This window comes from Serratia sp. CY32780 (genome assembly GCF_052169135.1).
Classification (GTDB): domain Bacteria; phylum Pseudomonadota; class Gammaproteobacteria; order Enterobacterales; family Enterobacteriaceae; genus Serratia; species Serratia sarumanii.
Window position 1 is genome coordinate 1,289,571 of sequence record NZ_JBJNLI010000001.1, and the last position, 26,619, is coordinate 1,316,189.

The following is a 26,619-nucleotide window of genomic DNA, read 5'->3' on the forward strand; positions in this document are numbered from 1 at the left end:
CGCTGTGTGGGTTTTATTCGCCCAACTGATTCGTTGTTTAACAATGCGAAGTGGATTTAATTAAAATGCCAAAGATTAAAACTGTACGTGGTGCAGCCAAGCGCTTCAAAAAAACCGGCAGCGGTGGTTTTAAGCGTAAACATGCCAACCTGCGTCATATTCTGACCAAAAAAGCAACCAAGCGTAAACGTCACCTGCGTCCGAAAGGCATGGTGTCTAAAAACGATCTGGTCCTGGTTACCGCGTGCCTGCCGTACGCATAAGCCATTTTTTTTGAATTTAGAATAAGACTTTAGGAGAGAGCATATGGCTCGCGTAAAACGTGGTGTAATTGCACGCGCACGTCACAAGAAAATTATGAAGCAGGCGAAAGGCTACTACGGTGCCCGTTCGCGCGTATATCGTGTTGCCTTCCAGGCAGTAATCAAAGCAGGCCAGTATGCTTACCGTGACCGTCGTCAACGTAAGCGTCAGTTCCGTCAGCTGTGGATTGCACGTATCAACGCAGCTGCTCGTCAGAACGGTCTGTCTTACAGCAAGTTCATCAACGGCTTGAAAAAAGCGTCGATCGAAATTGACCGTAAGATCCTGGCTGACATCGCAGTCTTCGACAAAGTGGCCTTCGGCGCACTGGTTGAGAAAGCGAAAGCAGCTCTGGCGTAAGTCAGTAGAAGAGGGAGCTTGCTCCCTCTTTTAATCTTTGTTTTCAGCGACAAATATTGACTTTCATTGTCCGCAGCTATATCACTGGTGGGCAATCATCGACAAGGTACCGCAATCATGCACGCAGCTATTTTTCGTTTCTTTTTTTACTTTAGCGCCTGATTTCAGGAGGCTTTGCGCGTAAGAAAAGAAACGAAAAGTAGCGCCTAAGCCTCCCTCGTGGAGGCTTTTTTGTTTTTGGCCATCGTCCCGCCTTGCAACGCGTTGCGGTGAGTATGGCTGGCGTTCAGCTCAGGTGAGCCGCCCGGCCGGCAACGCATTGAAAAGTCTTTGAAGATTGCTCAAAGGCGTGTTCGAATATAGATAACAATTACTTAGGGCCATCCCGGCCAGAGGAAGAGGAAAGCAATGCCACATCTCGCAGAGCTGGTTGCCAATGCCAAGGCAGCCGTAGAAGATGCCCAGGATGTTGCCGCGTTAGATTTGGTGCGCGTCGAATATTTTGGCAAGAAAGGTCATTTCACCTTGCAGATGCAGTCTCTGCGCGACGTCCCGGCGGAAGATCGTCCGGCGGCCGGCGCGGTGATCAACCAGGCCAAGCAAGAGGTGCAAGACGCCCTGAACGCGCGTAAGAACGCGCTGGAAAGCGCTGCGCTGAACGCGCGCCTGGCGGCTGAAACCATCGACGTCTCCCTGCCGGGCCGTCGCATGGAAAACGGCGGTCTGCATCCGGTAACCCGCACCATCGACCGTATCGAAACCTTTTTCGGCGAGCTGGGCTTCTCCGTTGCCACCGGCCCGGAGATTGAAGACGATTACCACAACTTCGACGCGCTGAACATTCCGGGGCATCACCCGGCGCGCGCCGACCACGATACTTTCTGGTTCGACGCCACGCGCCTGCTGCGCACCCAGACTTCCGGCGTGCAGATCCGCACCATGAAGAACCAGCAGCCGCCGATCCGCATCATTGCGCCGGGCCGCGTTTATCGTAACGACTACGATCAGACGCACACCCCGATGTTCCACCAGATGGAAGGGCTGATCGTCGATAAAGACATCAGCTTCACCAACCTGAAGGGCACGCTGCACGATTTCTTGAACAACTTCTTTGAAGAAGACCTGCAGGTTCGTTTCCGTCCGTCCTACTTCCCGTTCACCGAGCCGTCCGCTGAAGTGGACGTGATGGGCAAGAACGGCAAATGGCTGGAAGTGCTGGGCTGCGGCATGGTGCATCCGAACGTGCTGCGCAACGTGGGCATCGATCCGGAAGTTTACTCCGGCTTCGCCTTCGGCATGGGCATGGAGCGCCTGACGATGCTGCGTTACGGTGTCACCGACTTGCGCGCATTCTTCGAAAACGATCTGCGTTTCCTCAAACAGTTTAAGTAAGGCGGGAATATCACATGAAATTCAGTGAACTCTGGTTGCGCGAGTGGGTAAACCCGGCCATCAGCAGCGAAGCATTATCCGATCAAATCACCATGGCCGGCCTGGAAGTGGACGGCGTGGATCCGGTTGCCGGCGCGTTTAACGGCGTCGTCGTGGGCGAAGTGGTCGAGTGCGGTCAACATCCGAACGCCGACAAACTGCGCGTCACCAAGGTTAACGTAGGCGGCGAACGCCTGCTCGACATCGTCTGCGGCGCGCCAAACTGCCGTACCGGCCTGAAAGTGGCGGTCGCCACCGTGGGCGCGGTGCTGCCGGGCGACTTCAAAATCAAGGCCGCCAAGCTGCGCGGCGAACCTTCGGAAGGCATGCTGTGCTCGTTCTCCGAGCTGGGCATTTCCGACGATCATGACGGCATCATCGAGCTGCCGCTGGATGCGCCGATCGGCACCGACATCCGCGACTATCTGAAACTGAACGACAACACCATCGAGATCAGCGTCACGCCGAACCGCGCCGACTGCCTGGGCATCATCGGCGTCGCGCGCGACGTGGGCGTACTGAACCAGGTTGCGCTGACCGAGCCGGACATGAGCCCGGTGGCCGCTACCATCGACGCCACGCTGCCGATCCGCGTTGACGCGCCGCAGGCGTGCCCACGCTATCTGGGGCGCGTGGTGAAAGGTATCGACGTCAAGGCGCCAAGCCCGCTGTGGATGCGTGAAAAACTGCGTCGTTGCGGCATCCGTTCTATCGATGCCGTGGTAGACGTCACCAACTATGTGCTGCTGGAGCTTGGCCAGCCGATGCACGCTTTCGATCTGGGCCGCATCGACGGCGGCATCGTGGTGCGCATGGCGGAAGAAGGGGAAACCCTGACGCTGCTGGACGGCAACGAAGCCAAACTGAGCGCCGACACCTTAGTGATCGCCGATCATCAAAAAGCGTTGGCGATGGGCGGCATCTTCGGCGGCGAGCATTCCGGCGTCAACGGGGAAACTCAGGACGTGCTGCTGGAATGCGCCTTCTTCAGCCCGCTGTCGATCACCGGCCGCGCACGCCGTCACGGCCTGCACACCGATGCGTCTCACCGCTATGAGCGCGGCGTCGATCCGGCGCTGCAGTACAAAGCGATGGAGCGCGCCACGCGCCTGCTGCTAGACATCTGCGGCGGCCAGGCCGGCCCGGTTATCGACGTAACCCACGAAAACGAACTGCCGAAGCGCGCCACCATCACGCTGCGCCGCGAGAAGCTGGATCGTCTGATCGGCCACGTGGTGCCGAGCGAGCAGGTCAGCGACATTCTGCGCCGCCTGGGCTGCCAGGTGACCGAGCAGGGCGACAGCTGGCAAGCGGTCGCGCCGAGCTGGCGTTTCGATATGGAAATCGAAGAGGATCTGGTGGAAGAAGTGGCGCGCGTTTACGGCTACGACAACATCCCGGATGTGCCGGTGCGCGCCGATCTGGTGATGACCCAGCATCGCGAAGCCGATCTGACGCTCAAGCGCGTGAAGACCATGCTGGTCGATCACGGCTACCAGGAAGCGATCACCTACAGCTTCGTCGATCCGAAAGTGCAGGCGCTGCTGCACCCGAATGAAGACGCGCTGATCCTGCCGAGCCCGATTTCGGTCGAGATGTCGGCGATGCGCCTGTCGCTGTGGACCGGTTTGCTGTCCGCGGTAGTGTATAACCAGAACCGTCAGCAGACGCGTCTGCGCCTGTTCGAAAGCGGCCTGCGCTTTGTGCCTGATAGTGCGGCAGATCTGGGTATTCGTCAGGACGTCATGCTGGCAGGCGTGATCGCCGGCCATACGCACGATGAGCATTGGGATCTGGCGCGCAAGCCCGTCGACTTCTATGATTTAAAAGGGGATCTGGAGTCTGTCCTCGAACTGACCGGTAAATTATCCGAAATTCAGTTCCGGGCGGAAGCCAATCCGGCCCTGCATCCAGGGCAGAGTGCGGCGATTTATTTGCACGGCGAACGCGTAGGTTTCATCGGTGTGATTCACCCGGAACTTGAACGTAAACTGGATCTTAACGGCCGCACCGTGGTGTTTGAACTGGAGTGGAACAAGCTTGCGAGCCGCGCCGTGCCTCAGGCGCGGGAGATTTCGCGCTTCCCGGCAAACCGCCGTGATATCGCCGTTGTGGTGGCTGAAAACGTCCCCGCAGAAGATATTTTGGCCGAGTGTAAGAAAGTTGGCGCAAATCAGGTAGTTGGCGTAAACTTGTTTGACGTGTACCGTGGCAAGGGCGTGGCAGAAGGTGACAAGAGCCTGGCTATCAGTCTGGTATTGCAGGATACCGCTCGTACACTGGAAGAAGAGGAGATAGCCGCTACCGTTGCAAAATGCGTAGAGGCTCTAAAACAGCGATTCCAAGCATCCTTGAGGGATTGAACCTATGGCGCTTACTAAAGCTGAAATGTCAGAACACCTGTTTGAGAAGCTTGGGCTTAGCAAACGGGACGCCAAAGACCTGGTGGAACTGTTCTTTGAAGAGGTCCGTCGGGCCCTTGAGAATGGCGAACAGGTAAAACTGTCGGGTTTTGGCAACTTTGATCTGCGTGACAAGAACCAACGTCCGGGGCGTAACCCGAAGACCGGCGAAGACATTCCGATTACGGCGCGCCGCGTGGTGACCTTCCGTCCGGGGCAGAAGCTGAAAAGCCGGGTAGAAAACGCCAGCCCGAAAGGGTGAGTGACGTGTGATATCAAAAAAGGCCGCTTGCGCGGCCTTTTTCTTTTTTGGCATAAAATTCAGTTTATTCCTAATGGGCAATGTAAGAATTAAAATCCTGCGTTCAAACGCTACGGCGAAAGTTTATTTAAGCTCGATTTCGGAATATTCTTAACTCTTATTTGGTGAGAGGCATTGTTTTCGCTTCAATAACGGCCGTGATAATGGCCAGGGCCATCGCCACGGTGGCCGCCGCCCCAGTGCGGGCCCCAGCAGCAGGCGCTGAGGCTTGCTGTCAGGGCCACAACGGCCAGCAGGCTGCCTATACGTTTAATCATCTTATTATCCTCCGATGGAAATTCGCTTAATTATAATTGCCGCGCCGCTTGAGAGCCGTCAGTTATTCGTTAAGCCTTGTCAGCGATTATGATAATTAAAGGCGAGGGCAAACAGTGTAGGGATTGTGTAAGGCCGTCGAAAACAATCTGAAAATAGGCATCGGTGAGATAGTGGTTAAATAAACGCGCTGATATAACCACTGCAGCAAGAAAAATAGAGTGAGAAGGCAAAATGAAAAAGATCCTGTTGCTGGTGTGTTTCCCGCTGTTGCTGCCGCTGGCGGCGCAGGCCGATGTCTCTGTCGATATCAATGTGCCGGGCGTTTCTCTGCATCTGGGGGATCAGGACCGTCGCGGCTACTACTGGGATGGTTACGACTGGCGTCCACCGCAGTGGTGGCATGCGCATCAGGGCCGCGGTCTGGGTGAGCGCAATGCGCGCGGCATGTACTGGGACGGCGGCCGCTGGCAGCCATCGCCGCCGCGTGGCTACGATCACCGTGAGCCGGCACGCAGCGGCAATCCGTTCCGCGGCGATCGCGATAATCGCGACCACGAGCGCAATCATGACGATCGCGGTGCCTCCGACCGCCGCGATGACGGCCGCGGCCAGCCTTATCCACCGGGCAACGCCGGCCCGCATCGTTAACCCTGAGTTTATCGGCGGCTGGTTTTGCCATCATCGTTGCGATGACGGGCAAGGCCAGCCGCTGCTTTCCTGCGCCATCATCCACGCAAGGCTTCCCCTTGCGGCGTTAACCCCCTAATATTCGACTCAAACGTCAATTATCCGGCCACGACAGCGGCCGGCAGGGAACCGCCGCGCCATGCCAACCAGCCGTACCTTCACCTTATTGTTGCAACATCAACGCTACCGCGATAAACGCCAGATCGGTCTGCTGGCGCTGGGCGTGGCGGTGGCGTTGCTGTTCAGCCTTTGCGCCGGCGACCAATGGATATGGCCGTCAGAGTGGTTCAGCGATCGGGCGCAACTGTTCGTCTGGCAACTGCGTTTGCCGCGCGCGCTGGCGGTGATGCTGGTCGGCGCCGCCCTGGCGGTGGCGGGCGCGGTAATGCAGGCGCTGTTTGAAAACCCGCTGGCGGAGCCCGGTCTGCTGGGCGTCGCTAACGGCGCCGGCGTTGCGCTGGTGCTGACGGTGTTGTTGGGGCAGGGGTTGTTGCCGGTGGCGCTGATGAGCGCCGCCGCGATAGCCGGTGCGCTGGCGATGACCTTCTTGTTGCTGGGCTTCGCTCGCCGCCGACGTCTGACCAATGCGCGGCTGTTGCTGGTCGGCGTGGCGCTGGGCATCGTGTGCAGCGCGCTGATGACCTGGGCGGTCTATTTCAGCACCAGCCTCGATCTGCGGCAGCTGATGTACTGGATGATGGGCGGTTTCGGCGGGGTCGACTGGCGCCAAAAGTGGCTGGTGCTGGCGCTGCTGCCGGTGCTGCTGTGGCTGTGTGGCCAGGGCAAAGCGCTCAACCTGATGGCGCTGGGCGAGGTACAGGCGCGGCAACTTGGGCTGTCGCTGCATCTGTGGCGTAACCTGCTGGTGCTGGCGATCGGCTGGCTGGTCGGCGTCAGCGTGGCGCTCGCCGGGGTGATTGGCTTCGTTGGGTTGGTGATCCCGCATATTTTGCGGCTTATCGGCCTGACCGACCAACGCTATCTGTTGCCGGCCTGCGCGCTGGCCGGGGCCGGGGTGTTGCTGGTGGCCGATGTGGTTGCCCGCATTGCGCTGCTGGCGGCCGAGCTGCCGATCGGCGTGGTGACCGCCACGCTGGGGGCGCCGCTATTTATCTGGTTACTGACCCGGGCAAAAGGCGTAAGGTAGTTCTCTTCATTCACCTGCCATTAAAAAACCAAAGGATGACAACCGATGAGCAAGCCAATCGACAACCTGCCGTTACAAACCATTGAAAATCAGCCGACCACGCTGGGCGCCTACCAGGGTAAGGTGCTGCTGGTGGTCAACGTAGCCTCGGAATGCGGGCTGACCAAACAGTACGAAGGGCTGGAAGCGCTGTACGAAGCCTACCGCGATCAAGGGCTGGAAGTCCTCGGGTTCCCGTCCAATGAATTCCTGGGCCAGGAGCCGGGCAGCAACGAAGAGATCCTGGCGTTTTGCCGTGGCACCTTCGGCGTGCAATTCCCGATGTTCGCCAAGATTGAGGTGAACGGCGAACGCCGTCATCCGCTGTACCAGGCGCTGATTGCCTCACAGCCGGAGGCTGTCGCACCGCAGGGCAGCGAGTTTCTGACGCGGATGACCAGCAAAGGGCGTGCGCCGAAGCACACCGGCGATATTCTGTGGAACTTCGAGAAATTCCTGATCGCGCGCGACGGCACGGTGATCCAGCGCTTCTCGCCTGACACTACGCCGGAAGATCCGGCGCTGGTGGCGGCGGTGAAACAAGCGCTGGCAGGATAAGACAGATGCTGCAACTCGTTGAGGTTGGGGTGGCGGGGCGCCTGGCGCCTTTTTCGGCACAGATTGACGGCGGGTTGCAGGTTCACCTGATCGGCCCCAATGGCGCAGGGAAGAGCACCCTGTTGGCGCGGGTGGCGGGCATGCTGCCGGGGCTGGGCGAAGTCTGCCTGGACGGACGCGCGTTGGCCGATTATCCGGGGAGCGAGCTGGCGCGCCGACGCGGTTATCTCAGCCAGCAACAGCCGCCGGTGTCGTTGATGCCGGTGTTTCAGTATTTGGCGTTGCACCGGCCTGCCGGCGCGGCGCAAACCGAGGTGGAGCACGCCATTCTCTATCTATGCCAGCGGTTGAAGCTGGTGGATAAGCTGTCACGCACGTTGACGCAGCTTTCCGGTGGCGAATGGCAGCGGGTGCGGCTGGCGGCGGTGTTGCTGCAGGTGTGGCCCAGCGTCAATCCGCACAGCCGGTTGTTGTTGCTGGATGAACCGACCAATAGCCTGGATGTGGCGCAAAAGGTCGCGCTGGATCGCCTGCTGCGCGAATTCTGCCAAAGTGGGCGCAGCGCGCTGGTGTGCGCGCACGATCTGAATCATACCCTGCAGCAGGCCGATCGGGTTTGGTTGCTGCACGCTGGGCAGCTGGTCGCGCAGGGCATCACCCGTGAGGTGATGGCGCCCGACCTGTTGTCGCAGATCTATGAAGTGGATTTTCACCTGCAATGGGTGGGGAACCAGCGTTGGATCATGACGCGCACGGCTTAATTCGTCCCGGCAGCATAAATGTAAACGAAAACTAAACGTAGTGAATATAAATAGCCGGGTAATCATCGGCTATTATTGTTCCACCGCTCATTTTATCGTGGGTTTTATTGAAAAACGTCAATGACGTGCTAGGCTTGATTCGGAAAAAATAAAATAAGTAAATAATTATTAATATATATAATAAATTGATTTTCATAGTAAATTTAAATTAATGATGACGGCGCCTACCTATCAGTTCTCCCACTGATGACACGTCTCGTCTTAAGGTTTAGTTAAGCTTGCGGCCTTACATTGTCAGTTAATCCACGGAAACGATTCTTCTCTGGCGTTTAATATTCGTTAAACGAAAGGGATTTACAGTGTCATCAAAAGCAGCTCGATACGTTTGGGGTTAACTATGGATCAATTTTTGCCTTTCTCTCGTCCGGCCATCGGCGATGAAGAAATCGCCGCGGTAGAGAAAGTATTGCGTTCCGGTTGGATCACCACCGGGCCGCAAAACCAGCAACTGGAAAGCGACTTCTGCTCCACTTTCGGCTGTAAGCACGCCATCGCCGTCAGTTCCGCCACGGCGGGCATGCACATCACGCTGATGGCGCTGGGCATCGGCGCTGGCGACGAAGTCATCACCCCTTCGCAAACCTGGGTCTCCACCCTCAACATGATCGAGCTGCTGGGCGCCACGCCGGTGATGATCGACGTTGACCGTGATACGTTGATGGTCAGCGCCGCCGATGTCGAGGCTGCCATCACCCCGAATACCAAAGCGATTGTTCCGGTGCATTATGCCGGTGCTCCCCTGCAAATGGATGCGCTGCGCGCCGTAGCCGCACGCCATCGCTTGCCGCTGATCGAAGACGCCGCCCACGCGGTCGGCACGCGCTACAACGGCGAATGGGTCGGCGCACGCGGCACGGCGATTTTCTCTTTCCACGCGATTAAAAACGTGACCTGCGCCGAAGGCGGCCTGATCGCCACCGACGACGATGCGCTGGCGGATCGCCTGCGTTGCCTGAAGTTCCACGGTCTGGCCGTCGATGCCTTCGATCGCCAGCAGCTTGGCCGCAAACCGCAGGCCGAAGTGGTGGAGCCTGGTTACAAATACAACCTGTCCGACATTCATGCGGCGATCGCCGTGGTGCAACTGTCGCGCTTTGCTGAGCTGAACGCGCGCCGTAAGGCGCTGGCACAGCGCTACCTGAGCGCGCTGGAAGGCTCGCCGTTCCAACCGTTGGGCGTGCCGGATTATCCGCATGACCACGCCTGGCACCTGTTTATGGTCCGCGTCGATCCCGCGCGTTGCGGCATCGATCGCGACCAACTGATGGAGCGCCTGAAAGAGGTTGGCGTCGGCACCGGGCTGCATTTCCGCGCCGCGCATACTCAGAAATTCTACCGTGAGCGTTATCCGCAGCTTTCTTTGCCGAATACCGAATGGAACTCGGCGCGGCTGTGCACCTTACCGCTATTCCCTGATATGACCGACGCCGACGTGGATCGCGTGGTCAATGCCTTGTCTTCTGTTGTGGAGTCTTTACGTGCCTCGCGTTGAACCGATTAAAAAAGTATCGGTAGTCATCCCGGTATACAACGAGCAGGAAAGCCTGCCGGCGTTGCTGGAGCGGACTACTGCCGCCTGTAAGCAGTTATCTCAACCTTATGAAATCATCCTCGTCGACGATGGCAGCAGCGACAACTCCGCTGACATGCTGACTGCGGCGGCGGAAAAGCCGGATAGCCACGTGATCGCCGTCTTGCTGAACCGCAACTATGGCCAGCACTCGGCCATTATGGCCGGTTTCAATCAGGTGACCGGCGATCTGGTGATTACGCTGGACGCCGATCTGCAGAACCCGCCGGAGGAGATCCCACGGCTGGTCAGCGTGGCGGAAGAGGGCTATGACGTGGTGGGCACCGTGCGCGCCAACCGTCAGGACTCCTGGTTCCGCAAAAGCGCCTCGCGCGTGATCAACATGATGATTCAACGCGCCACCGGCAAGTCGATGGGGGACTACGGCTGCATGCTGCGCGCCTACCGTCGTCATATCGTTGAGGCGATGCTGCACTGCCATGAGCGCAGCACCTTTATCCCGATCCTGGCGAATACCTTCGCCCGCCGAACGACCGAGATCGACGTGCGTCACGCCGAACGCGAGTTTGGTGACTCCAAGTACAGCCTGATGAAGCTGATCAACCTGATGTATGACTTGATCACCTGCCTGACCACCACGCCGCTGCGTTTGCTCAGCGTGGTCGGCAGCATCGTGGCGCTGTCCGGGTTTGTGCTGGCGCTGGTGCTGATAGCGCTGCGTCTGCTGCTCGGCCCTGAATGGGCCGCCGGCGGCGTGTTCACCCTTTTCGCCGTCCTGTTCACCTTTATCGGCGCCCAGTTTGTCGGCATGGGGCTACTGGGTGAATACATCGGCCGCATCTATACCGACGTGCGCGCGCGTCCTCGCTATTTTGTTCAGAAAGTGGTCGGTGCACAGCAGGGCCACAATACTCAGGAAGAAGAATGATGAAAGCTATTGTATTTGCTTACCATGATATTGGCTGCGCCGGTCTGAAAGCGCTGACTGAGGCGGGTTATGACGTGCAGGCCGTGTTCACGCACACCGACGACCCTGGCGAGAACAACTTCTTCTCCTCCGTGGCCCGTTTGGGCGCCGAATTGGATCTGCCGGTCTATGCGCCAGAGGACGTAAACCACCCGCTGTGGGTTGACCGCATTCGCGCACTGCAGCCGGACGTGATCTTCTCGTTCTATTACCGCCACATGCTGAGCGACGAGATCCTGTCGCTGGCACCGCAGGGCGGTTTCAATCTGCACGGTTCGCTGCTGCCACGTTACCGTGGCCGTGCGCCGGTGAACTGGGCGCTGGTGAACGGCGAAACCGAAACCGGCGCCACGCTGCACAAGATGGTGAAACGCCCGGACGCCGGGGACATCGTCGGGCAGCAAAAAGTGGCCATCGCCGACGGCGATACCGCGCTGACGCTGCACAAAAAAGTGCTGGAAGCCGCGCAGATCGTGTTGAAAGAGCAACTGCCGAAGCTGAAGAACGGCACCGCCACCTTCACCAGGCAGGATGAGTCCCAGGCCAGCTACTTCGGCCGCCGCAGCGCGGCGGACGGCGAGATCCTGTGGCACAAATCCGCCAAAGAGATCAACAACCTGGTGCGCGCCGTCACCGAGCCGTACCCGGGGGCGTTCAGCTACCTCGGCCAGCGCCAGCTGATCGTCTGGCGCTCTCGCGTGCTGGATACCCAACACGATAAGCAGCCGGGCACCGTGCTGAGCACCTCGCCGCTGGTCATCGCCTGTGGCGAAGGCGCGCTGGAGATCGTCGCCGGTCAAAACGACAGCGGTCTGTACGTGCAGGGCAGCCGCCTGGCGCAGGAAATGGGCATCGTCACCGACGTGCGTCTGGCCGCCAAGCCGAACGCCGCGATGAAACGCCGCACCCGCGTACTGATCCTCGGGGTCAACGGCTTCATCGGCAACCACCTGACCGAGCGCCTGCTGCGCGACGATCGCTACGACATCTACGGTCTGGATATCGGCTCTGACGCCATCAGCCGCTTCCTCGACAACCCGCGCTTCCACTTCGTGGAAGGCGACATCAGCATCCACTCCGAGTGGATCGAGTATCACATCAAGAAATGCGACGTGGTGCTACCGCTGGTGGCGATCGCGACGCCGATCGAATACACCCGTAACCCGCTGCGCGTGTTCGAGCTGGACTTCGAAGAGAACCTGAAGATCGTTCGCGACTGCGTGAAATACAACAAGCGCATCATCTTCCCGTCTACTTCCGAAGTGTATGGCATGTGCGACGACAAAGAGTTCGACGAAGACCATTCGCGCCTGATCGTTGGGCCGATCAACAAGCAGCGCTGGATCTATTCGGTCTCCAAACAGCTGCTGGATCGGGTGATCTGGGCTTACGGCGCCAAAGAAGGCCTGAAGTTCACGCTGTTCCGTCCGTTCAACTGGATGGGGCCGCGCCTGGATAACCTGGACGCGGCGCGCATCGGTTCTTCCCGCGCCATCACCCAGCTGATCCTCAACCTGGTGGAAGGTTCGCCGATCAAACTGATGGACGGCGGCGCGCAGAAACGTTGCTTCACCGACATCAACGACGGCATCGAAGCGCTGTTCCGCATCATCGAGAACCGCGACGGCCTGTGTGACGGCCAGATCGTCAACATCGGCAACCCGACCAACGAAGCGAGCATTCGCGAGCTGGCGGAAATGCTGCTGGAAAGCTTCAACAACCATCCGCTGCGCGACCGCTTCCCGCCGTTTGCCGGCTTCAAGGACGTGGAGAGCAGCAGCTACTACGGTAAAGGTTACCAGGACGTCGAGCACCGCACGCCGAGCATCAAAAACGCTCACCGCCTGCTGGGCTGGCAGCCGACCATCGAGATGAAGCAAACCATCGCCGATACGCTGGACTACTTCCTGCGCACTACCGTTCAGGAAGGGAACGGTGCATGAAGAAAGTCGGTCTGCGGGTTGATGTAGATACCTTCAGCGGCACCCGTGAAGGGGTGCCGCAGTTGCTGGACCTGTTCGAAAAGTACGACATTCAGGCCAGCTTCTTCTTCAGCGTGGGACCGGACAACATGGGGCGCCATCTTTGGCGCCTTTTGCGTCCGAAATTTTTGTGGAAAATGCTGCGTTCGAACGCCGCCTCGCTGTACGGTCTGGACATTCTGCTGGCCGGCACCGCCTGGCCGGGACGCAACATTTCACGCGCGCTGGGGCCGCTGATGAAGCGCACCGCCGAAGCCGGCCATGAGGTCGGGCTGCACGCCTGGGATCACCAGGGGTGGCAGGCCAGGGTCGGCAAGTGGAGCGAGGCGCAGCTGACCGAACAGGTGCAGCTGGGCGTCGACGCCCTGAGCGCCTGCACCGGCCAGCCGGTGAAATGCTCCGCCGTGGCGGGCTGGCGCGCCGATACGCGCGTGCTGGAGGTCAAACAACGCTTCGGCTTCCATTACAACAGCGATTGCCGCGGCACCCATCCGTTCCGTCCGGTGCTGAGCGACGGGCGCCACGGTACGGTGCAGATCCCGGTGACGCTGCCGACCTTCGATGAAGTGATTGGCAGCGAAGTCAGCATGGCCGACTTCAACGACTATATTCTGCGCGCCATCGAGAACGATCGCGGCGTGCCGGTGTACACCATTCACACCGAAGTGGAAGGCATGTCGCAGGCGGCGATGTTCGAACAGTTATTGCAACGCGCACAGCGGCAGGGCATCGAATTCTGTCCGCTGAGCGCGCTGTTACCGCAAGATTTGGCGTCACTGCCGTTGGGCCGCATCAAGCGCGCTCCTTTCCCCGGCCGCGAAGGTTGGCTGGGCTGTCAAACCGATGTGAAGGACGTTACATGAAGGCGCTAAAAGGATCCTGGGCCATTGTGCTGGCCGTTTTTTTTGCTCTGGTTTACCTGATCCCGCTTAACGGCCGCCTGCTGTGGCAGCCGGATGAGACGCGTTATGCCGAGATCAGCCGTGAAATGCTGCAGCGCGGCGATTGGGTCGTGCCGCACCTGCTGGGGTTGCGCTATTTCGAAAAGCCGGTGGCGGGTTACTGGTTCAATAACATCAGCCAGTGGCTGTTTGGCGAAAACAACTTTGCGGTGCGTTTCGGCTCGGTGTTCAGCACCGGCATGACCGCGCTGCTGGTGTTCGCGCTGGCGATGCTGATGTGGCGCAATGCGCGCCGCGCCAGCCTGGCGGCGCTGATGTTCCTGTCGATGGTGCTGGTGTTCAGCATCGGCACCTACAGCGTGCTGGATCCGATGATCTCGCTGTGGCTGGCGGCGGCGATGGTCAGTTATTACCTGACGCTGAAAGCCACCTCGGTCAAAGGCAAGCTGGGCGCTTACGCGTTGCTGGGCCTGGCCTGCGGCATGGGCTTTATGACCAAGGGCTTCCTGGCGCTGGCGGTGCCGGTGATCGCGGTGATCCCGATCGTCATTCAGCAACGCCGCATCAAGGATCTGCTGTGCTATGGCCCGGTGGCGATCGTGACCGCTACGCTGCTCAGCCTGCCGTGGGCGCTGGCGATCGCGCAACGTGAACCCGATTTCTGGAATTACTTCTTCTGGGTCGAGCATATTCAGCGTTTCGCCGAAGATAACGCCCAGCACAAGGCGCCGTTCTGGTATTACCTGCCGGTCCTGCTGGCGGCGGTGCTGCCGTGGCTGGCGCTGCTGCCCGGTGCGCTGCTCAAGGGTTGGCGCGAGCGCGTACAGCGTCCGGAGCTGTTCTTTCTGCTGAGCTGGGCGCTGATGCCGCTGATCTTCTTCAGCATCGCCAAAGGCAAGCTGCCGACCTACATTCTGCCGTGCATGGCCCCGCTGGCGCTGCTGATGACCGCCTATGCGGAAGACTACGCCGCCACGCTGCGCGCCAGGCTGTTCAAGGCTAACGCCTGGCTGAACGGCCTGTTCGGCCTGATCGGCATCGTGGCGCTGGTGGTGTTGAGCTCCGGTCTGCTGCCGAAGGCACATCTGTTTACTCCGCAGGAGTGGCCGAAACTGGTGCTCGGCCTGATCGCCTTCGGCGGCTGGCTGCTGTTCGCGCTGGTTTCCGTACGCGACAACGGCCGCCAATGGCGCTGGGCGGCGGCTTGCCCGGTGCTGCTGTGCCTGGTGATCGGTTACGCCATCCCGCAACAGGTGACCGATTCCAAACTGCCGCAAAACTTTGCCCGCGCCACGATGGCCGAACTGAGCGACAGCCGCTATGTGTTGAGCGACAGCGTCGGGCTGGCGGCCGGCCTGGCCTGGGAGCTGAAGCGCAGCGATGTGCTGATGTACAGCCAGAAAGGCGAGGTGGCCTATGGTCTGGAGTACCCGGACGCCAAGGGGCACCTGATCAGCGATGCCGACTTCCCGCAGTGGCTGGCGCAGGCGCGCAAGCAGGGGAACGTGTCGCTGGTGCTGCAGCTGTCCCGTGGCGAAGCGCTGCCGCAGGAACTGCCCGCCGCAGACAAGGTGGATCGCATGAACCGCCTGGTGCTGATGTGGTATAAACAGCAACCATGATGGGTTTTCTGTTGGTGATTGTGGTCAGCCTGCTCACCTGTGGAGGGCAGCTGTGCCAGAAACAGGCGGCGCACTGTTGGGAACGGGCGGACGAGGCGCGGCTGAAGCTGACGCTGCGCTGGTTGGCGCTGGCGGTGCTGCTGCTGGGGCTGGGCATGGCGGTGTGGCTCAATGTGCTGCAACGCCTGCCGCTCAGCCTGGCTTACCCGATGCTCAGCCTGAACTTCGTGATGGTGACGCTGGCGGCGCGCTGGCTGTTTCATGAGCCGACGACCGCCCGCCACTGGTGCGGCGTAGCGTCGATTATGTTGGGGATCCTGCTGATGAGCGTGCATTCATGAGGGGCTATGCCTGGGGCGCCGCCAGCGTGTTGCTGGTGACGTTGGCGCAGTTGCTGATGAAGTGGGGCATGGTGCAAATCCCGCTGATGTCGTTCGCCGACGTCTCGTTGGCGCTGATCGGCGGCTACTGGCTGCCGCTGTTGGCGGTGGGCGGCGGCATCTGCGGTTATGCGCTGTCGATGCTGTGTTGGTTCTTTGCGCTGCGCCACCTGCCGTTAAACCGCGCTTATCCTCTGTTGAGCGTCAGTTATGCGCTGGTCTATCTGGCGGCGGTGATCCTGCCGTGGTTCAACGAGTCCGCTACGCTGCTGAAAACGCTGGGCACGCTGTTTATTCTGTTCGGCGTCTGGCTGATTAACAGCAAGTCCGAGACTCAATCGCCGGAATAGGGCCAAAACCGGCGATCCTGTCATTATCTCCCTTATGGCGCTTGCCTTTTTCCCCGTGCGGGAGATAAATTAACGCCAAATAGCGCTCTCCTTACGTGGTGCCGGCTTTGCCTCGCAGGCGGTGTGGTGGTGTACCGGATGGCATAATGCGGCAACGTGTTCAATGAAGGGATATTATGCGGATGCGTGTGTGGTTTTTATTAGCCAGTTTGATCCTCGCCGGGTGCAGCAGCCATGCGCCGCCGCCCAGCGGCCGCCTGGCGGACTCTATCGTGGTGGTGGCCCAGCTCAATGAGCAGCTGCGCCAGTGGTACGGCACGCCATACCGTTACGGCGGCCTGGATCGGGGCGGGGTAGATTGTTCCGGCTTTGTTTACCGCACGTTCCGCGATCGCTTCGACATGCAACTGCCGCGTTCGACCGAAGAACAGACCTCGCTGGGCACCAAGGTCTCACGCGATGAGCTGATGCCGGGCGATCTGGTGTTTTTCAAAACCGGCGGCGGTGAGAACGGCCTGCACGTCGGCATTTACGATACCAACGACCAATTTATCCACGCGTCGACCAGCCGCGGGGTGATCCGCTCCTCGCTCGATAACGTCTACTGGAAGCGGGTGTACTGGCAGGCGCGACGCATTTAGCCTTAACCCATTGATTTGGTGTATCATGGCGGCATCTCATGTTTTGGACGGTGCCTGCCATGAACAGCCTGCGTTTACTGATCTCCGACTCCTACGATCCCTGGTTCAACCTGGCGGTGGAAGAGTGCATCTTCCGCGAAATGACCACGCAAAAAATTCTCTTCCTGTGGCGCAATGCCGAAACGGTGGTGATTGGCCAGTCGCAGAACCCCTGGAAAGAGTGCAACACCCGGCGCATGGAGCAGGACGGCATTCGGCTGGCGCGGCGCAGCAGCGGCGGCGGGGCGGTATTTCACGACCTGGGCAACACCTGTTTCACCTTTATGGCCGGCAAGCCGGGCTACGACAAGAGCGTCTCGACTGACATCATTCTGCAAGCGCTGCGGCAGCTGGGCGTCGCGGCTAGCGCGTCGGGGCGCAACGATCTGGTGATGGAAACCGCCGACGGGCCGCGTAAAATATCCGGCTCGGCCTATCGAGAAACCCAGGATCGCGGTTTCCACCACGGCACGCTGCTGCTGAACGCCGACCTGGAACGGCTGGCGAACTACCTCAATCCGGATCCCAAAAAGCTGCAGGCCAAGGGCATCACCTCGGTGCGTTCACGCGTCGCCAATCTGGCGGAGTTTTTGCCGGGCATCAGCCATGAGCAGGTATGCGACGCCATCATGCAGGCTTTCTTCGCCCACTATGGCGAAACGGCCGAGCCGGAGATCATTTCGCCGGACGTGTTCCCCGATCTGCCCGATTTTGCCGCGCAGTTCGCCAAACAAAGCAGCTGGGAATGGAATTTCGGCAAGGCGCCGGCGTTCAGCCACTTGCTTAACGAGCGCTTTGTCTGGGGCGGCGTAGACCTGTTCTTCGATGTGGAGAAGGGGGCTATCGTTCGCGCGCAGGTGTTCACCGACAGCCTTAATCCCGCCCCGCTGCAGCGGCTGGCGGATATGCTGGTGGGCTGCCCGTATCGAAGCGAGCCCGTTGCCGCCTGCTGTGACCGACTGATGGCGGACTATCCGCAGCAGGCGGCCGAATTAGCCGAACTGCGGCAATGGCTGAGTGAAACGATCCGTTAGCGAAGGCCTGGTGATGAAGGGATGAGCGTGCTCATCCCTTTTTTTATCGCTGAAATCGACGTTTTGCACGGCGGTAGCGCAGATTTTCTGAAAATCAAGGTGGGCATTTTTTTGCGTTTTCAATGCCGAGAATAACGGGCGGAATTGATGCGTTATTAAATTTAATCAGTCATCGTTAACGGCAGGAAAAATCGGCGTTAAGGCGGGAAGATTATTTTACTTTATTTAAGATTTTTCTTAAATAAAACAAAGGAGATAAGTCAAATTTGGCCGTCAATCCATTCCACTTAAGCCAAATACCTTTTCACATAACGCGTTTGGCGGGCGCCATGGCATAAGTTAGGCTGCTTTTCTTTGCGCCTTTCACGATTGTCGTATAGCTTTAATCTATCAATTAAATGATATTTCATGGGTATTTACATTGATATTTCCGATTAATCCTAGAGGGATTGATCGATAAAATATATTGATATACGATGATACGCTAGCCATTCATCCTGTGGCATTAAAATGAACATCCAACTCGAAGCTGACTTTATTAGTAGCTATGTTTTTCAACCTGTTTACTCAATGGAGGGCGGGCTGTTGGCGGTGGAAATGTTGAGCCGATTCAACAGTCTCGACGGTGATTTAGCCATGCCGGCCGAAATTGGGATTAATTTATTGGCGCCTGAACAAAGGATTGAGTTATTTAATGAGCAACTGAAACTTGCGGAGCAGCATGCGGCTTGGTTTACCGGTAACAACGTGCAGTTGACCATCAATATCGAAGAAACCATCGTTGAGCTTATTCTTTCCGATTCGGCGTTGTGCCAACGGATCGGGCAATATCCTTTTATTGCATTTGAAGTGAGTGAGAGTTTTCCGAATCTTTCGGCCGGGAAGAACAACCCGAGCGTGCGGCGATTAAGCGAAATGTTTACGCTGTGGCTCGATGATTTCGGTTCCGGTAAAGCCACGCTGACCGCGTTGTACGATGGTTTGTTTGACTACGTAAAGATAGACAAGCGTTTTTACTGGCAGCTGTTTACCCATCAGGGATATGACGTGGTCATCGACTCGTTGTTAAAGAATATCAACCTGTTATGTAAAGGCGTGATCGTCGGAGGAATAGAGAAAAAAGAGTATTTTAATAAACTCAGGTACGCCGGTGTTTTAGGTCTGCAAGGTTTTTTATGGCCCAGCGTTGGTGTGGATAATCTGCAAGCTTTGCTGGCGACGCCCAGCGAGTTCAATAATTAAGAAGTGATATAAAAAATTACACACAATGAGGTAAATCATGCGCGGAATGAGGTTACCGTGATTCCGCTACCGTTATTGATCCTCGTTGTTGGGCTGATAACACCGTTTATCAGCCGGCATTAAACCCGCGCTTCCTCAGCCAGGCGGAACGCCAAACTCCCCGCATCCGTCCTGACGACAGGCGGATGCGTTCTCCCTGCATTCCTTCGGTGTTAATCCGCTCGTTCAGGCTCTACACTACGCTGAAACGGAGGGCCTATGCCGCAGTTCGATAACGCTTACTACCAACAGTTACCCGGCTTCTACACCGCTCTGAACCCGACGCCGCTCAAGGATGCGCGCCTGCTGTACCACAGCGAGCCGCTGGCGCGCGAGCTGGGGCTGGATGAAAGCTGGTTTACTCAGGATAAAACCCCGATTTGGGCGGGAGAAACGCTGCTGCCGGGCATGCAGCCGCTGGCGCAGGTGTACAGTGGCCACCAGTTCGGCGTGTGGGCAGGGCAGTTGGGTGATGGCCGCGGCATTTTGCTTGGCGAACAGGTTCTGGCGGACGGCAGCCACCGCGACTGGCACCTGAAGGGCGCCGGGCTGACGCCGTATTCGCGCATGGGGGACGGCCGCGCGGTGCTGCGTTCGGTTATCCGCGAGTTTCTGGCCTCTGAGGCGCTGCACCATTTGGGGATCCCCACCACCCGAGCGTTGACCATCGTCACCAGCAGGCAGCCGGTGTTCCGCGAGCAGCCGGAACGCGGTGCCATGCTAATGCGGGTGGCGGAAAGCCACGTGCGCTTCGGCCACTTCGAACACTTTTACTACCGTAACCAGCCGGAGCAGGTGCGGCAGCTGGCGGATTTCGTCATCGCCCGTCACTGGCCGCAGCTGCAGGATCAGGCCGAGCGCTACCTGTTGTGGTTTACCGACGTGGTCGAACGCACGGCGCGCCTGATCGCCCATTGGCAAACCGTCGGTTTCGCGCACGGCGTGATGAACACCGACAACATGTCGATTCTCGGTATCACCATCGATTACGGCCCTTACGGTTTCCTTGACGACTACCAGCCCGGCTATATCTGCAACCATTCCGATCACCAGGGGCGTTACGCCTTCGACAATCAGCCGGCGGTGGCGTTGTGGAACCTGCATCGTCTGGCGCAGACCCTATCGGGGCTGATGACCACCGAACAGCTGCAGCAGGCGCTGGCGGCGTATGAGCCGGCGCTGATGCGCGCCTACGGCGAACAGATGCGCGCCAAACTCGGCTTCTTCACGCCGACGGCGCAGGACAACGACGTGCTCACCGGTCTGCTGGGCCTGATGGCGCAGGAAGGGCGGGACTATACCCGCACGTTCCGCCTGTTGAGCGAGACCGAACAGCAGCAGGCGCAGTCGCCGCTGCGCGACGAGTTTATCGATCGCGCGGCGTTCGACGCCTGGTATCAGCAGTATCGTCAGCGTTTGCAACAGGAGCAGGTGAGCGATGCGGAGCGGCAACGGGCGATGAAGGCGGTGAATCCGCGGCTGATCCTGCGCAACTATCTGGCGCAGCAGGCGATTGAGGACGCGGAGAACGACGATGTGGGCCGTTTGCAGCGATTGCATCAGGCCCTGCTGCGGCCGTTCGACGATGTGCCGGAGTATGACGATCTCGCCGCGCTGCCGCCGGACTGGGGCAAGCACCTGGAGATTTCCTGCTCCAGCTGAGATGAAGAAAGGGCGCTTGATAGCGCCCTTAAATTTTTTATTGGCGCAGGTAGACCTGCGGCAGCGACACTTCGGGATGATGCACCACGCCGAGATCGGCCTGATACCAGCGGGTGAGGATCTCCGTTTGCAACACTTCCTGCGGCGTGCCGCTCGCCACCAACCGCCCCTGATGCAACAGCAGGATCCGATCGGCGTACAGCGCGGCCAGATTGAGATCGTGCAGCACGCAGCAGACGCCCAGCGGCTGTTGGCGCGTCAGCGAGCGCAGCAGGCGCAGGGTGTGCTGCTGGTGATACAGATCCAGCGCCGAGGTCGGTTCGTCGAGGAACAGCCAGGCGGGGGACGGCTGCGGTTGCCACAGCTGCGCCAACACCCGCGCCAGCTGCACCCGCTGTTGTTCGCCGCCGGACAGCTGGCGGTAGTCGCGCTGCGCCAGCGCCAGGCAGTCGGTTTGCGCCATCACCTGTTGGATCGCCTGATGCTCGTCGCGTTTGCCGTGCGGCGAACGCCCCATGCTGACCACTTCTTCCACGCTGAACGGAAACGCCAAATCGCTGTACTGGCGCATCACGGCCCGGACTTTGGCCAACTGTTGCGGCGCCCAGTGTTCCAGCGGGCGGTCAAGCAGCCGACATTCGCCGCAGTCCGGCGTCAAATAGCCGGTCAGCAAGCGCAGCAGCGTCGATTTGCCGGCGCCGTTAGGGCCGATAATCGCCACCATTTCACCGCCGGCAAGGCTGAGCGAAACGTCGTTGATCAACCGGCGCGTACCGAGGCTGTAACGCAGCTCCCGGGCTGTCAGGCAGGCGGCGTTATCCACCGGCTCGCTCCCGCTGGCGCATCACCAGCCACAAGAAATAGGGACCGCCGATCAGGCTGGTCATCAGCCCCACCGGCATTTCGGCCGGCGCCACCAGCGTGCGCGCCAGCGTATCGCTGACCAGCAACAGGCAGGCGCCGCCCAGCGCGGAGCAGGGCAGCAGCCAGCGGTGATCGCCGCCGAGGCGCATGCGCACCAGATGCGGCACCACCAGGCCGACGAAGCCGATCACACCGCTCATCGCTACCGCCGCGCCGATCAGCAGGGCGCTCAGCAACAGCAGCTGCAGCTTGGCGCGCTGGACGTTCACCCCGAGGTAGTGGGCCTCTTCGTCCCCCAGCTGCAACAGGTTCAGCCGGCGCGCCTGCAGCAGCGTCAGCAGCGCCGCAGGCAGGATCAGCGAGGCGGAAACCGCCAGGGTCGGCCACTGCGACTGGCTGAGGCTGCCCATCATCCACAGCGAGAACTGGCGCAGCTGTTGATCGCTGCTGACGTAAGAGAGCACGCCGATGGCCGCCATGCACAGGGCGTTGATGGCGATGCCCGCCAGCAGCAGCCGCGACAGATTGCCGTGCCCGCTGCGGCTGATGCCGTAGATCAATAATGACACCAGCAGGCTGCCGAGGAACGCCGCCAGCATATGACCGTACAGCGCGATCGTCACCGGCAACGCCAGCGGCATCACGATGAACAGCGCGACAAACAGCGCGCCGCCGCTGCTGATGCCCAGCAGGCTCGGATCCGCCAGCGGGTTGCGGAACAGCCCTTGCATCACGGCGCCGGACACCGCCAGCGCGCAGCCGATCACCACCGCCAGCAGCACGCGCGGCAGGCGAATGTTCAACCAGATGTGCCAGGCTGCGTCGCTGAAAGGTTCGCGCCATAGGGTGCGAAACGACAGCGTCAGCGCGCCCAGGTTGGCGGCGACCAGCGCCAGCAGCGTCAGCAGCACCAGCAGACCGATGATGGCCAGCTGAGGCGAGGTGCGACAGCGCATTACTTTTGCTCCGCCGCGTGGCGCAGCTTGGCCAGCGCCGCCGGCGTTTCCAGACCGAAGCCCAGCAGCGCCATGTCATCGACGATCAGCACGCGGCGCTGCTTGCCTGCCGGCGTCAACGCCAGGCCCGGCAGCGTCCACAGCTGCTGTTCGCCGCCGAGGGTGCGCACGCCGTCGGTAGTGACCAGCAACAGATCCGGCGCGCTGGCGATGACGCCTTCCTGCGACAGCGGCCGGTAGCGGTCAAAGCCCTGCATGGCGTTTTTCAGCCCGGCGGCGGCGATCACCGCGTCGGCAGCGGTGTGTTGCCCGGCGGCCATCGGCGTAATGCCGCCGTGGCTCATTACGAACAGCACCTTGACCGGCAGCGGGGAGGTATCGACCGCCGCCAGCTGTTGTTGATAGCGCTCGCTCAGCTGTTTGCCTTGCTCAACGCGTTGCAGCGCGGCGGCGATCGCGGCGATTTTCTGCGGTACCGCCTGCAGGGTGGTGTCACCCGGCACGCTGACCACTTTGACGCCGCTGTCCGCCAGCTGTTTGAGCACCAGCGCCGGCTGTGCCAGCTCGGTCGTCAGCACCAGCGTCGGCTTCAGCGCCAAAATGCCTTCGGCGTTCAGCTGGCGCATGTAGCCGACGTCCGGCAGCTTTTTCACCGCTTCCGGATGCAGGCTGGTGCTGTCGCGGGCGATCACCTCGTCGCCGGCGCCGAGCGCGAAGGCGATTTCCGTCACGTCGCCGCCGATCGAGACGATGCGCTGCGCCGCTGCGGCGGTGAGCGGCAGCGCCAGCGACATCATCAACGCCAGGCGGCGGATCAAGGAAGATTTCATGCGGCGATGTCCTTGGCGGCGAGCGCGGCAACCTGCTCGCGCCACTGGGTTTGTTCCGGCTGGCCTTCGGTGCGCTGGCCATACAGCTGCGCAATCTGCGTGCCGTCGGCGGCGAACAGCTCCAGGCTGGTGACGATGCCGTCCTTGGTTGGTTTGCGGGTGATCCAGCTTTCGGCGATGGCGTCTTCAATCAGGTGCAGCGTGAAGCGGCGGTTGAACACGTTGATCCAGCCTTCCTGCGGCATCAAACGTTCGATCTGGCCGGTGAAGATCTGCACGCAGCCGCGGTTGCCGACGAAGATCATGATCTCGTTTTGCTGTTGCTGCGCCGCTTCGAGCAGCTGCGACAGCGCGCTGTTGTCCACCTGGTAGGCCAGATCGTCGCCGACGGCGCGGAAGGCCTGTTGGCGCGTCAGCTTGTTGCGGCTCAGCAGCTGGAAGAACTGGTGAACGTCGGTCATCGCGCGCCACTCACCGTCGATTTTGGCATGATCCTGCGTCGTTTCATCGGTGGTTGCCGCCTCGGCGGGCTGCAGCGCCAGCGCCGGGTTTTCTTCGCTCAGGTGGCGCTCCACCAGCGCCATCCAGGCCGGCAGATCGGTTTCCTCGGTGGTGTAGACCTTGTGCAGCGCATCGCCCTGTTGGTCGAAGAACTGAATGCTGTGGCGCACGCCGCGCTTGTTGGTTTCGCTCATGGCGAAGACGCTGGTCCAGTGGTTGAGGAACAGGCGCAGATCCAGCTCGCGTGGGTTGAGGATCAGCCCGGCGTGGCCGTTGAGGTGCTGGTTGCGGTAGCGGCCCATCTGCTCATGCACCGCATAGCTGTTGCGGGTGATGGACTTGGTGACGCCGACCTGCTCAAGCTCGGTCAGCAGGGTGCGCGCGTCGGCCTGCAGGCGGCGGGTGTCGTGGCCGACGCGGGCGTGCGTCAGCTCCGCTTCGCTGACGCCGAGGATCGCCGCCAGATCGCGGGCGTATTTGCCGGGGTGATCGATTTTAGCCTGTTGGTAGCGTTCGTATAGGGTGTTGCTCATGCGGGATTCTCCTGCGCTGTAATGCGAACGGCGGACAACCGGGTTGTCCGCCAGATAGTCAAATGATTACCACTGGTAGCTGACCAGCAGTTTGGCGTTGCGGCCATCCTGCGGGACGCCCTGCGGCGAGTAATATTCCTTGTCGAAGGCGTTGCCCAGCACCACGGTGGTGGTCATGCCCTGCAGCCGATCGCGGCCCTTGTAGCTCAGATAGAAGTCGTTGACGCCGTAGCCGCCTTGTTCCGAGTAGGTGGCGGGCACTCGCTTGGCGCGTTCGGCGAAGGTGGCGACCCAGCCGGCGGACAGACCGGTTTCGCCCAGCGGCACGTCCAGCGAACTGGTGACGGTGTCTGGATTGATGCTGCTTAACCAGTCACCGGTTGCTTCATTTTTGCCACGGGTGCGGTTATAAGCCAAATCCCAGCCGAACCATGGTGTTTTATAGCTGAGCGTAGCGTCCCAACCCCAGATTTTGGCGCGATCGATATTGGTTGAGAATGTGGTGCAACTGATGCAATAAGGACCTCGCGGACCGCGCCCCAGTTCCATCGTGACATCGGTGGTGATGTAGTCCTTGGCTTTGGTATCGAAATAGCTGGCTTTGAACTGCAGACTGTCATCGGCCAGCATCAAATCATCGAAACGCAGACCAAACCCGTACTCTTGGGTTTCGTTGGTTTCCGGTTTCAAATTCGGGTTAGGCACCCAATAGTTGGTGATGGTGGTTGGTCCCATTGGAATTGAGAAGTGCTTGGAGTCGTTGTACATCTCACCCATCGTCGGCGCGCGGAACGCCTGAGAATAGGAGCCGAACAGCATCAGCCAGTCGGTAGGCGTAATACTAACAGCACCGCGAGAGGACCATTTGTCCGCATCCACATCGGCATAGCCGTCGCTTGAGCCCTTGTAATTGTCATAGCGGGTGCCGGCGAGCAGAGTGACAGGCAGATCGCGCAGCGTGATTTCATCCTGCAGCCAGCCTGAAGCGAAATTGATTTTTGCGTGTGGGAAACTTTCGGTAGCGCCGCCCGGTGTTTGTTCCTGTTTGTAGGCCTCGGTGCCGTAGGTCAGCAGGTGCGAGGCGAAAGTATCCGCAAACAGGCGCGTTCGGTTTTCGAGTTTGGCGCCTTTCGTGGTTTGTTTGCGTGCTTCATCTTCGCTGCCATTGGCGTGAGCGTTAATTTTTACGTCTGAATAATACACTTTCGCTTCCGCATCCAGCCAATCCTGGCCGGCGGGTTTCAGTTTGTAACTCAGTGCCGCGTCGCGTTGAATCGTCGAACGATCGGTCATTAAGTTTCCACTGGAGCTGGCTGGCGTTTGCGGGTTTTTCGGTTCCTGCGCGCTGTTATTGTAGTAACGAAGATTGCCGCTCAGAGACTGATTGTCGTCGAGCTGCCAGGTGCCTTTGGCCAGCACGTTGCTGATGGTTTCGTCGTTAGGCGCATCGAAGCCGTTGCCCTGGCGCAGATCGCCGACGTCGCGAGTGCCGAAAGACAGCAGGCCGTCGAGGTTATCGGTCTTGCCATAGGCGCTGGCGCCCATGCCCAGGCTGTGATCGCCGGTGCCGGCGGTGCCGTATACGCGGAACCCGCTATCGTGGCCCGGCAGCAGCAGATCGGCGGCATCGACGGTCTCATAAGACACTACACCACCCAACGCGCCGCTACCGTACAGCAACGCGGAGGGGCCGCGCACGACTTCAATGCGTTTCACTAACGCAGGATCCAAAAATGTGCCGTTAATATGGCCGGTATCGGTCCCCTGGCGGATGCCGTCGACCAGCGTCAGCACGCCGCGTCGGTCGTAGCCGCGCATCATGAGATCCTGCCCATTGCTGCGCCCGGAACCCGTGACGGTAATGCCCGGCACGCGGCGCAGCATATCGGCGGCGGTGCCTGCAGTTTGGCTTTCCGGCGAGTTGCCTTCGATGACCGTGACCATCATCGGCGCTTCAAAGCTGCTGCGCTGGTTGCCGGTGGCGACCACGGTCATGGTCTCGTCGGCGGCTTTGGCTTTTTTGGCCGGCGCCGCGTTGGAAGAGGATGTTGTGCTGGTGTTTTGTGCCAAGGCCACCGTAGGCAGAGCGCAGGCAATCGCCAGACTCAAAGCGGAAAAACGCAGCCGGGTGGAAAATGTCAGAGGCATGGTGCAACTCTCCGTATGTAATAAAACATATCAATAGATTTGCTGGCTGCCTGGATCAAAAGATCGGG

At 59.7% G+C, this 26,619-nt stretch carries 27 protein-coding genes and 1 other annotated feature; of the genes, 21 read left to right on the forward strand and 6 right to left on the reverse strand.

From position 1 onward, the window contains the following. Positions 1-65: 65 nt before the first annotated feature. From rpmI to ihfA, 6 genes are all read left to right on the forward strand, one after another. Entirely contained in the window at positions 66-263 is a 198-nt protein-coding gene (rpmI, locus tag ACJ8HH_RS06350; protein WP_004931418.1) for a 50S ribosomal protein L35, read from the forward strand. Positions 264-306: 43 nt separating this feature from the next. Further along, the gene (gene rplT / locus ACJ8HH_RS06355; protein WP_004931417.1) at positions 307-663 is read left to right on the forward strand and encodes a 50S ribosomal protein L20; all 357 of its coding nucleotides are present in this window, start codon (positions 307-309) and stop codon (positions 661-663) included. Positions 664-776: 113 nt separating this feature from the next. Further along, positions 777-899 (forward strand) — a sequence feature (Phe leader region). Beyond that, complete coding sequence (gene pheM / locus ACJ8HH_RS06360; RefSeq protein WP_121626058.1) at positions 781-825, forward strand: pheST operon leader peptide PheM; 45 nt, start codon at positions 781-783, stop codon at positions 823-825. Its footprint overlaps the feature before it by 45 nt. A gap of 172 nt (positions 900-1,071) precedes the next feature. After that, positions 1,072-2,055: a phenylalanine--tRNA ligase subunit alpha gene (gene pheS / locus ACJ8HH_RS06365; protein ID WP_004931416.1), complete on the forward strand. Its 984-nt coding sequence runs from the start codon at positions 1,072-1,074 to the stop codon at positions 2,053-2,055. Between the two features lie 14 nt (positions 2,056-2,069). Then, a complete protein-coding gene (gene pheT, locus ACJ8HH_RS06370) occupies positions 2,070-4,457 on the forward strand; it encodes a phenylalanine--tRNA ligase subunit beta (RefSeq protein WP_060443258.1) in 2,388 nt (795 codons plus the stop codon). A 4-nt stretch (positions 4,458-4,461) separates the two neighbouring features. Continuing rightward, positions 4,462-4,758 (forward strand): integration host factor subunit alpha, encoded by a 297-nt coding sequence (gene ihfA / locus ACJ8HH_RS06375; RefSeq protein WP_004931414.1) that lies wholly within the window; start codon positions 4,462-4,464, stop codon positions 4,756-4,758. A gap of 185 nt (positions 4,759-4,943) precedes the next feature. Here the strand turns inward: ihfA and ACJ8HH_RS06380 are convergent, their stop codons facing one another. Beyond that, positions 4,944-5,075: a hypothetical protein gene (locus ACJ8HH_RS06380; RefSeq protein ID WP_033653919.1), complete on the reverse strand. Its 132-nt coding sequence runs from the start codon at positions 5,073-5,075 to the stop codon at positions 4,944-4,946. A gap of 232 nt (positions 5,076-5,307) precedes the next feature. On the opposite strand from ACJ8HH_RS06380, the gene ACJ8HH_RS06385 reads away from it, so the two are divergent. The 15 genes from ACJ8HH_RS06385 (at position 5,308) to ACJ8HH_RS06455 (ending at position 20,719) form a co-directional block, all read left to right on the forward strand. Then, positions 5,308-5,724: a DUF2502 domain-containing protein gene (locus ACJ8HH_RS06385; RefSeq protein WP_033638328.1), complete on the forward strand. Its 417-nt coding sequence runs from the start codon at positions 5,308-5,310 to the stop codon at positions 5,722-5,724. A gap of 178 nt (positions 5,725-5,902) precedes the next feature. Beyond that, the gene (btuC, locus tag ACJ8HH_RS06390; RefSeq protein WP_033638330.1) at positions 5,903-6,910 is read left to right on the forward strand and encodes a vitamin B12 ABC transporter permease BtuC; all 1,008 of its coding nucleotides are present in this window, start codon (positions 5,903-5,905) and stop codon (positions 6,908-6,910) included. Between the two features lie 45 nt (positions 6,911-6,955). After that, a complete protein-coding gene (locus tag ACJ8HH_RS06395) occupies positions 6,956-7,507 on the forward strand; it encodes a glutathione peroxidase (RefSeq protein ID WP_033646314.1) in 552 nt (183 codons plus the stop codon). 5 nt (positions 7,508-7,512) lie between these two features. After that, positions 7,513-8,268, forward strand: a complete 756-nt coding sequence (gene btuD / locus ACJ8HH_RS06400) for a vitamin B12 ABC transporter ATP-binding protein BtuD (protein ID WP_043147376.1) — start codon at positions 7,513-7,515, stop codon at positions 8,266-8,268. A gap of 397 nt (positions 8,269-8,665) precedes the next feature. Beyond that, a complete protein-coding gene (gene arnB / locus ACJ8HH_RS06405; RefSeq protein WP_033646312.1) occupies positions 8,666-9,820 on the forward strand; it encodes a UDP-4-amino-4-deoxy-L-arabinose aminotransferase in 1,155 nt (384 codons plus the stop codon). After that, the gene (gene arnC, locus ACJ8HH_RS06410; RefSeq protein WP_194243198.1) at positions 9,777-10,787 is read left to right on the forward strand and encodes an undecaprenyl-phosphate 4-deoxy-4-formamido-L-arabinose transferase; all 1,011 of its coding nucleotides are present in this window, start codon (positions 9,777-9,779) and stop codon (positions 10,785-10,787) included. The genes arnB and arnC overlap by 44 nt, the downstream gene beginning before the upstream one ends. Continuing rightward, entirely contained in the window at positions 10,787-12,769 is a 1,983-nt protein-coding gene (gene arnA / locus ACJ8HH_RS06415) for a bifunctional UDP-4-amino-4-deoxy-L-arabinose formyltransferase/UDP-glucuronic acid oxidase ArnA (RefSeq protein WP_033647431.1), read from the forward strand. Before arnC ends, arnA begins: the two co-directional genes overlap by 1 nt. Beyond that, entirely contained in the window at positions 12,766-13,671 is a 906-nt protein-coding gene (gene arnD, locus ACJ8HH_RS06420) for a 4-deoxy-4-formamido-L-arabinose-phosphoundecaprenol deformylase (RefSeq protein ID WP_049234258.1), read from the forward strand. The genes arnA and arnD overlap by 4 nt, the downstream gene beginning before the upstream one ends. Next, entirely contained in the window at positions 13,668-15,332 is a 1,665-nt protein-coding gene (arnT, locus tag ACJ8HH_RS06425; protein WP_033653922.1) for a lipid IV(A) 4-amino-4-deoxy-L-arabinosyltransferase, read from the forward strand. Before arnD ends, arnT begins: the two co-directional genes overlap by 4 nt. After that, positions 15,329-15,673 (forward strand): 4-amino-4-deoxy-L-arabinose-phosphoundecaprenol flippase subunit ArnE, encoded by a 345-nt coding sequence (gene arnE / locus ACJ8HH_RS06430; RefSeq protein ID WP_033653923.1) that lies wholly within the window; start codon positions 15,329-15,331, stop codon positions 15,671-15,673. The genes arnT and arnE overlap by 4 nt, the downstream gene beginning before the upstream one ends. Beyond that, complete coding sequence (arnF, locus tag ACJ8HH_RS06435; RefSeq protein ID WP_049234262.1) at positions 15,670-16,062, forward strand: 4-amino-4-deoxy-L-arabinose-phosphoundecaprenol flippase subunit ArnF; 393 nt, start codon at positions 15,670-15,672, stop codon at positions 16,060-16,062. Before arnE ends, arnF begins: the two co-directional genes overlap by 4 nt. A gap of 176 nt (positions 16,063-16,238) precedes the next feature. Beyond that, positions 16,239-16,703: an NlpC/P60 family protein gene (locus ACJ8HH_RS06440; RefSeq protein ID WP_016927954.1), complete on the forward strand. Its 465-nt coding sequence runs from the start codon at positions 16,239-16,241 to the stop codon at positions 16,701-16,703. Between the two features lie 59 nt (positions 16,704-16,762). Then, the gene (locus ACJ8HH_RS06445; RefSeq protein WP_060387834.1) at positions 16,763-17,776 is read left to right on the forward strand and encodes a lipoate--protein ligase A; all 1,014 of its coding nucleotides are present in this window, start codon (positions 16,763-16,765) and stop codon (positions 17,774-17,776) included. Between the two features lie 510 nt (positions 17,777-18,286). Beyond that, the gene (locus tag ACJ8HH_RS06450) at positions 18,287-19,018 is read left to right on the forward strand and encodes an EAL domain-containing protein (protein ID WP_033646308.1); all 732 of its coding nucleotides are present in this window, start codon (positions 18,287-18,289) and stop codon (positions 19,016-19,018) included. A 258-nt stretch (positions 19,019-19,276) separates the two neighbouring features. Further along, positions 19,277-20,719: a protein adenylyltransferase SelO gene (locus ACJ8HH_RS06455; protein WP_033646307.1), complete on the forward strand. Its 1,443-nt coding sequence runs from the start codon at positions 19,277-19,279 to the stop codon at positions 20,717-20,719. Positions 20,720-20,756: 37 nt separating this feature from the next. Here ACJ8HH_RS06455 and ACJ8HH_RS06460 read toward each other — a convergent pair whose 3' ends face one another. The 5 genes from ACJ8HH_RS06460 to ACJ8HH_RS06480 form a co-directional block, all read right to left on the reverse strand. Further along, complete coding sequence (locus ACJ8HH_RS06460) at positions 20,757-21,542, reverse strand: heme ABC transporter ATP-binding protein (protein WP_033646306.1); 786 nt, start codon at positions 21,540-21,542, stop codon at positions 20,757-20,759. Continuing rightward, a complete protein-coding gene (locus tag ACJ8HH_RS06465) occupies positions 21,535-22,539 on the reverse strand; it encodes a FecCD family ABC transporter permease (RefSeq protein WP_033638351.1) in 1,005 nt (334 codons plus the stop codon). The genes ACJ8HH_RS06460 and ACJ8HH_RS06465 overlap by 8 nt, the downstream gene beginning before the upstream one ends. After that, positions 22,539-23,369, reverse strand: coding sequence for a heme/hemin ABC transporter substrate-binding protein (locus ACJ8HH_RS06470; RefSeq protein WP_049212650.1), 831 nt, complete (start codon positions 23,367-23,369; stop codon positions 22,539-22,541). Before ACJ8HH_RS06470 ends, ACJ8HH_RS06465 begins: the two co-directional genes overlap by 1 nt. Further along, positions 23,366-24,403, reverse strand: coding sequence for a hemin-degrading factor (locus ACJ8HH_RS06475; RefSeq protein WP_033638353.1), 1,038 nt, complete (start codon positions 24,401-24,403; stop codon positions 23,366-23,368). Before ACJ8HH_RS06475 ends, ACJ8HH_RS06470 begins: the two co-directional genes overlap by 4 nt. A 66-nt stretch (positions 24,404-24,469) precedes the next feature. Further along, the gene (locus tag ACJ8HH_RS06480; protein WP_197760861.1) at positions 24,470-26,551 is read right to left on the reverse strand and encodes a TonB-dependent hemoglobin/transferrin/lactoferrin family receptor; all 2,082 of its coding nucleotides are present in this window, start codon (positions 26,549-26,551) and stop codon (positions 24,470-24,472) included. Positions 26,552-26,619: the final 68 nt, after the last annotated feature.

What these genes read in the sequence shown, in the direction of transcription:
- arnB (WP_033646312.1), top strand. Translation starts at nt 8,666, where the DNA reads ATGGATCAATTTTTGCCTTTCTCTCGTCCGGCCATCGGCGATGAAGAA.
- arnE (WP_033653923.1), top strand. Translation starts at nt 15,329, where the DNA reads ATGATGGGTTTTCTGTTGGTGATTGTGGTCAGCCTGCTCACCTGTGGA.
- arnD (WP_049234258.1), top strand. Translation starts at nt 12,766, where the DNA reads ATGAAGAAAGTCGGTCTGCGGGTTGATGTAGATACCTTCAGCGGCACC.
- ACJ8HH_RS06470 (WP_049212650.1), bottom strand. Translation starts at nt 23,369, where the DNA reads ATGAAATCTTCCTTGATCCGCCGCCTGGCGTTGATGATGTCGCTGGCG.
- ACJ8HH_RS06445 (WP_060387834.1), top strand. Translation starts at nt 16,763, where the DNA reads ATGAACAGCCTGCGTTTACTGATCTCCGACTCCTACGATCCCTGGTTC.
- ACJ8HH_RS06380 (WP_033653919.1), bottom strand. Translation starts at nt 5,075, where the DNA reads ATGATTAAACGTATAGGCAGCCTGCTGGCCGTTGTGGCCCTGACAGCA.
- rplT (WP_004931417.1), top strand. Translation starts at nt 307, where the DNA reads ATGGCTCGCGTAAAACGTGGTGTAATTGCACGCGCACGTCACAAGAAA.
- ihfA (WP_004931414.1), top strand. Translation starts at nt 4,462, where the DNA reads ATGGCGCTTACTAAAGCTGAAATGTCAGAACACCTGTTTGAGAAGCTT.
- ACJ8HH_RS06465 (WP_033638351.1), bottom strand. Translation starts at nt 22,539, where the DNA reads ATGCGCTGTCGCACCTCGCCTCAGCTGGCCATCATCGGTCTGCTGGTG.
- ACJ8HH_RS06385 (WP_033638328.1), top strand. Translation starts at nt 5,308, where the DNA reads ATGAAAAAGATCCTGTTGCTGGTGTGTTTCCCGCTGTTGCTGCCGCTG.
- ACJ8HH_RS06475 (WP_033638353.1), bottom strand. Translation starts at nt 24,403, where the DNA reads ATGAGCAACACCCTATACGAACGCTACCAACAGGCTAAAATCGATCAC.
- arnA (WP_033647431.1), top strand. Translation starts at nt 10,787, where the DNA reads ATGAAAGCTATTGTATTTGCTTACCATGATATTGGCTGCGCCGGTCTG.
- ACJ8HH_RS06480 (WP_197760861.1), bottom strand. Translation starts at nt 26,551, where the DNA reads ATGCCTCTGACATTTTCCACCCGGCTGCGTTTTTCCGCTTTGAGTCTG.
- rpmI (WP_004931418.1), top strand. Translation starts at nt 66, where the DNA reads ATGCCAAAGATTAAAACTGTACGTGGTGCAGCCAAGCGCTTCAAAAAA.
- pheT (WP_060443258.1), top strand. Translation starts at nt 2,070, where the DNA reads ATGAAATTCAGTGAACTCTGGTTGCGCGAGTGGGTAAACCCGGCCATC.
- pheS (WP_004931416.1), top strand. Translation starts at nt 1,072, where the DNA reads ATGCCACATCTCGCAGAGCTGGTTGCCAATGCCAAGGCAGCCGTAGAA.
- ACJ8HH_RS06440 (WP_016927954.1), top strand. Translation starts at nt 16,239, where the DNA reads ATGCGGATGCGTGTGTGGTTTTTATTAGCCAGTTTGATCCTCGCCGGG.
- ACJ8HH_RS06455 (WP_033646307.1), top strand. Translation starts at nt 19,277, where the DNA reads ATGCCGCAGTTCGATAACGCTTACTACCAACAGTTACCCGGCTTCTAC.
- btuC (WP_033638330.1), top strand. Translation starts at nt 5,903, where the DNA reads ATGCCAACCAGCCGTACCTTCACCTTATTGTTGCAACATCAACGCTAC.
- ACJ8HH_RS06450 (WP_033646308.1), top strand. Translation starts at nt 18,287, where the DNA reads ATGAACATCCAACTCGAAGCTGACTTTATTAGTAGCTATGTTTTTCAA.
- btuD (WP_043147376.1), top strand. Translation starts at nt 7,513, where the DNA reads ATGCTGCAACTCGTTGAGGTTGGGGTGGCGGGGCGCCTGGCGCCTTTT.
- arnT (WP_033653922.1), top strand. Translation starts at nt 13,668, where the DNA reads ATGAAGGCGCTAAAAGGATCCTGGGCCATTGTGCTGGCCGTTTTTTTT.
- arnC (WP_194243198.1), top strand. Translation starts at nt 9,777, where the DNA reads ATGCCTTGTCTTCTGTTGTGGAGTCTTTACGTGCCTCGCGTTGAACCG.
- ACJ8HH_RS06395 (WP_033646314.1), top strand. Translation starts at nt 6,956, where the DNA reads ATGAGCAAGCCAATCGACAACCTGCCGTTACAAACCATTGAAAATCAG.
- arnF (WP_049234262.1), top strand. Translation starts at nt 15,670, where the DNA reads ATGAGGGGCTATGCCTGGGGCGCCGCCAGCGTGTTGCTGGTGACGTTG.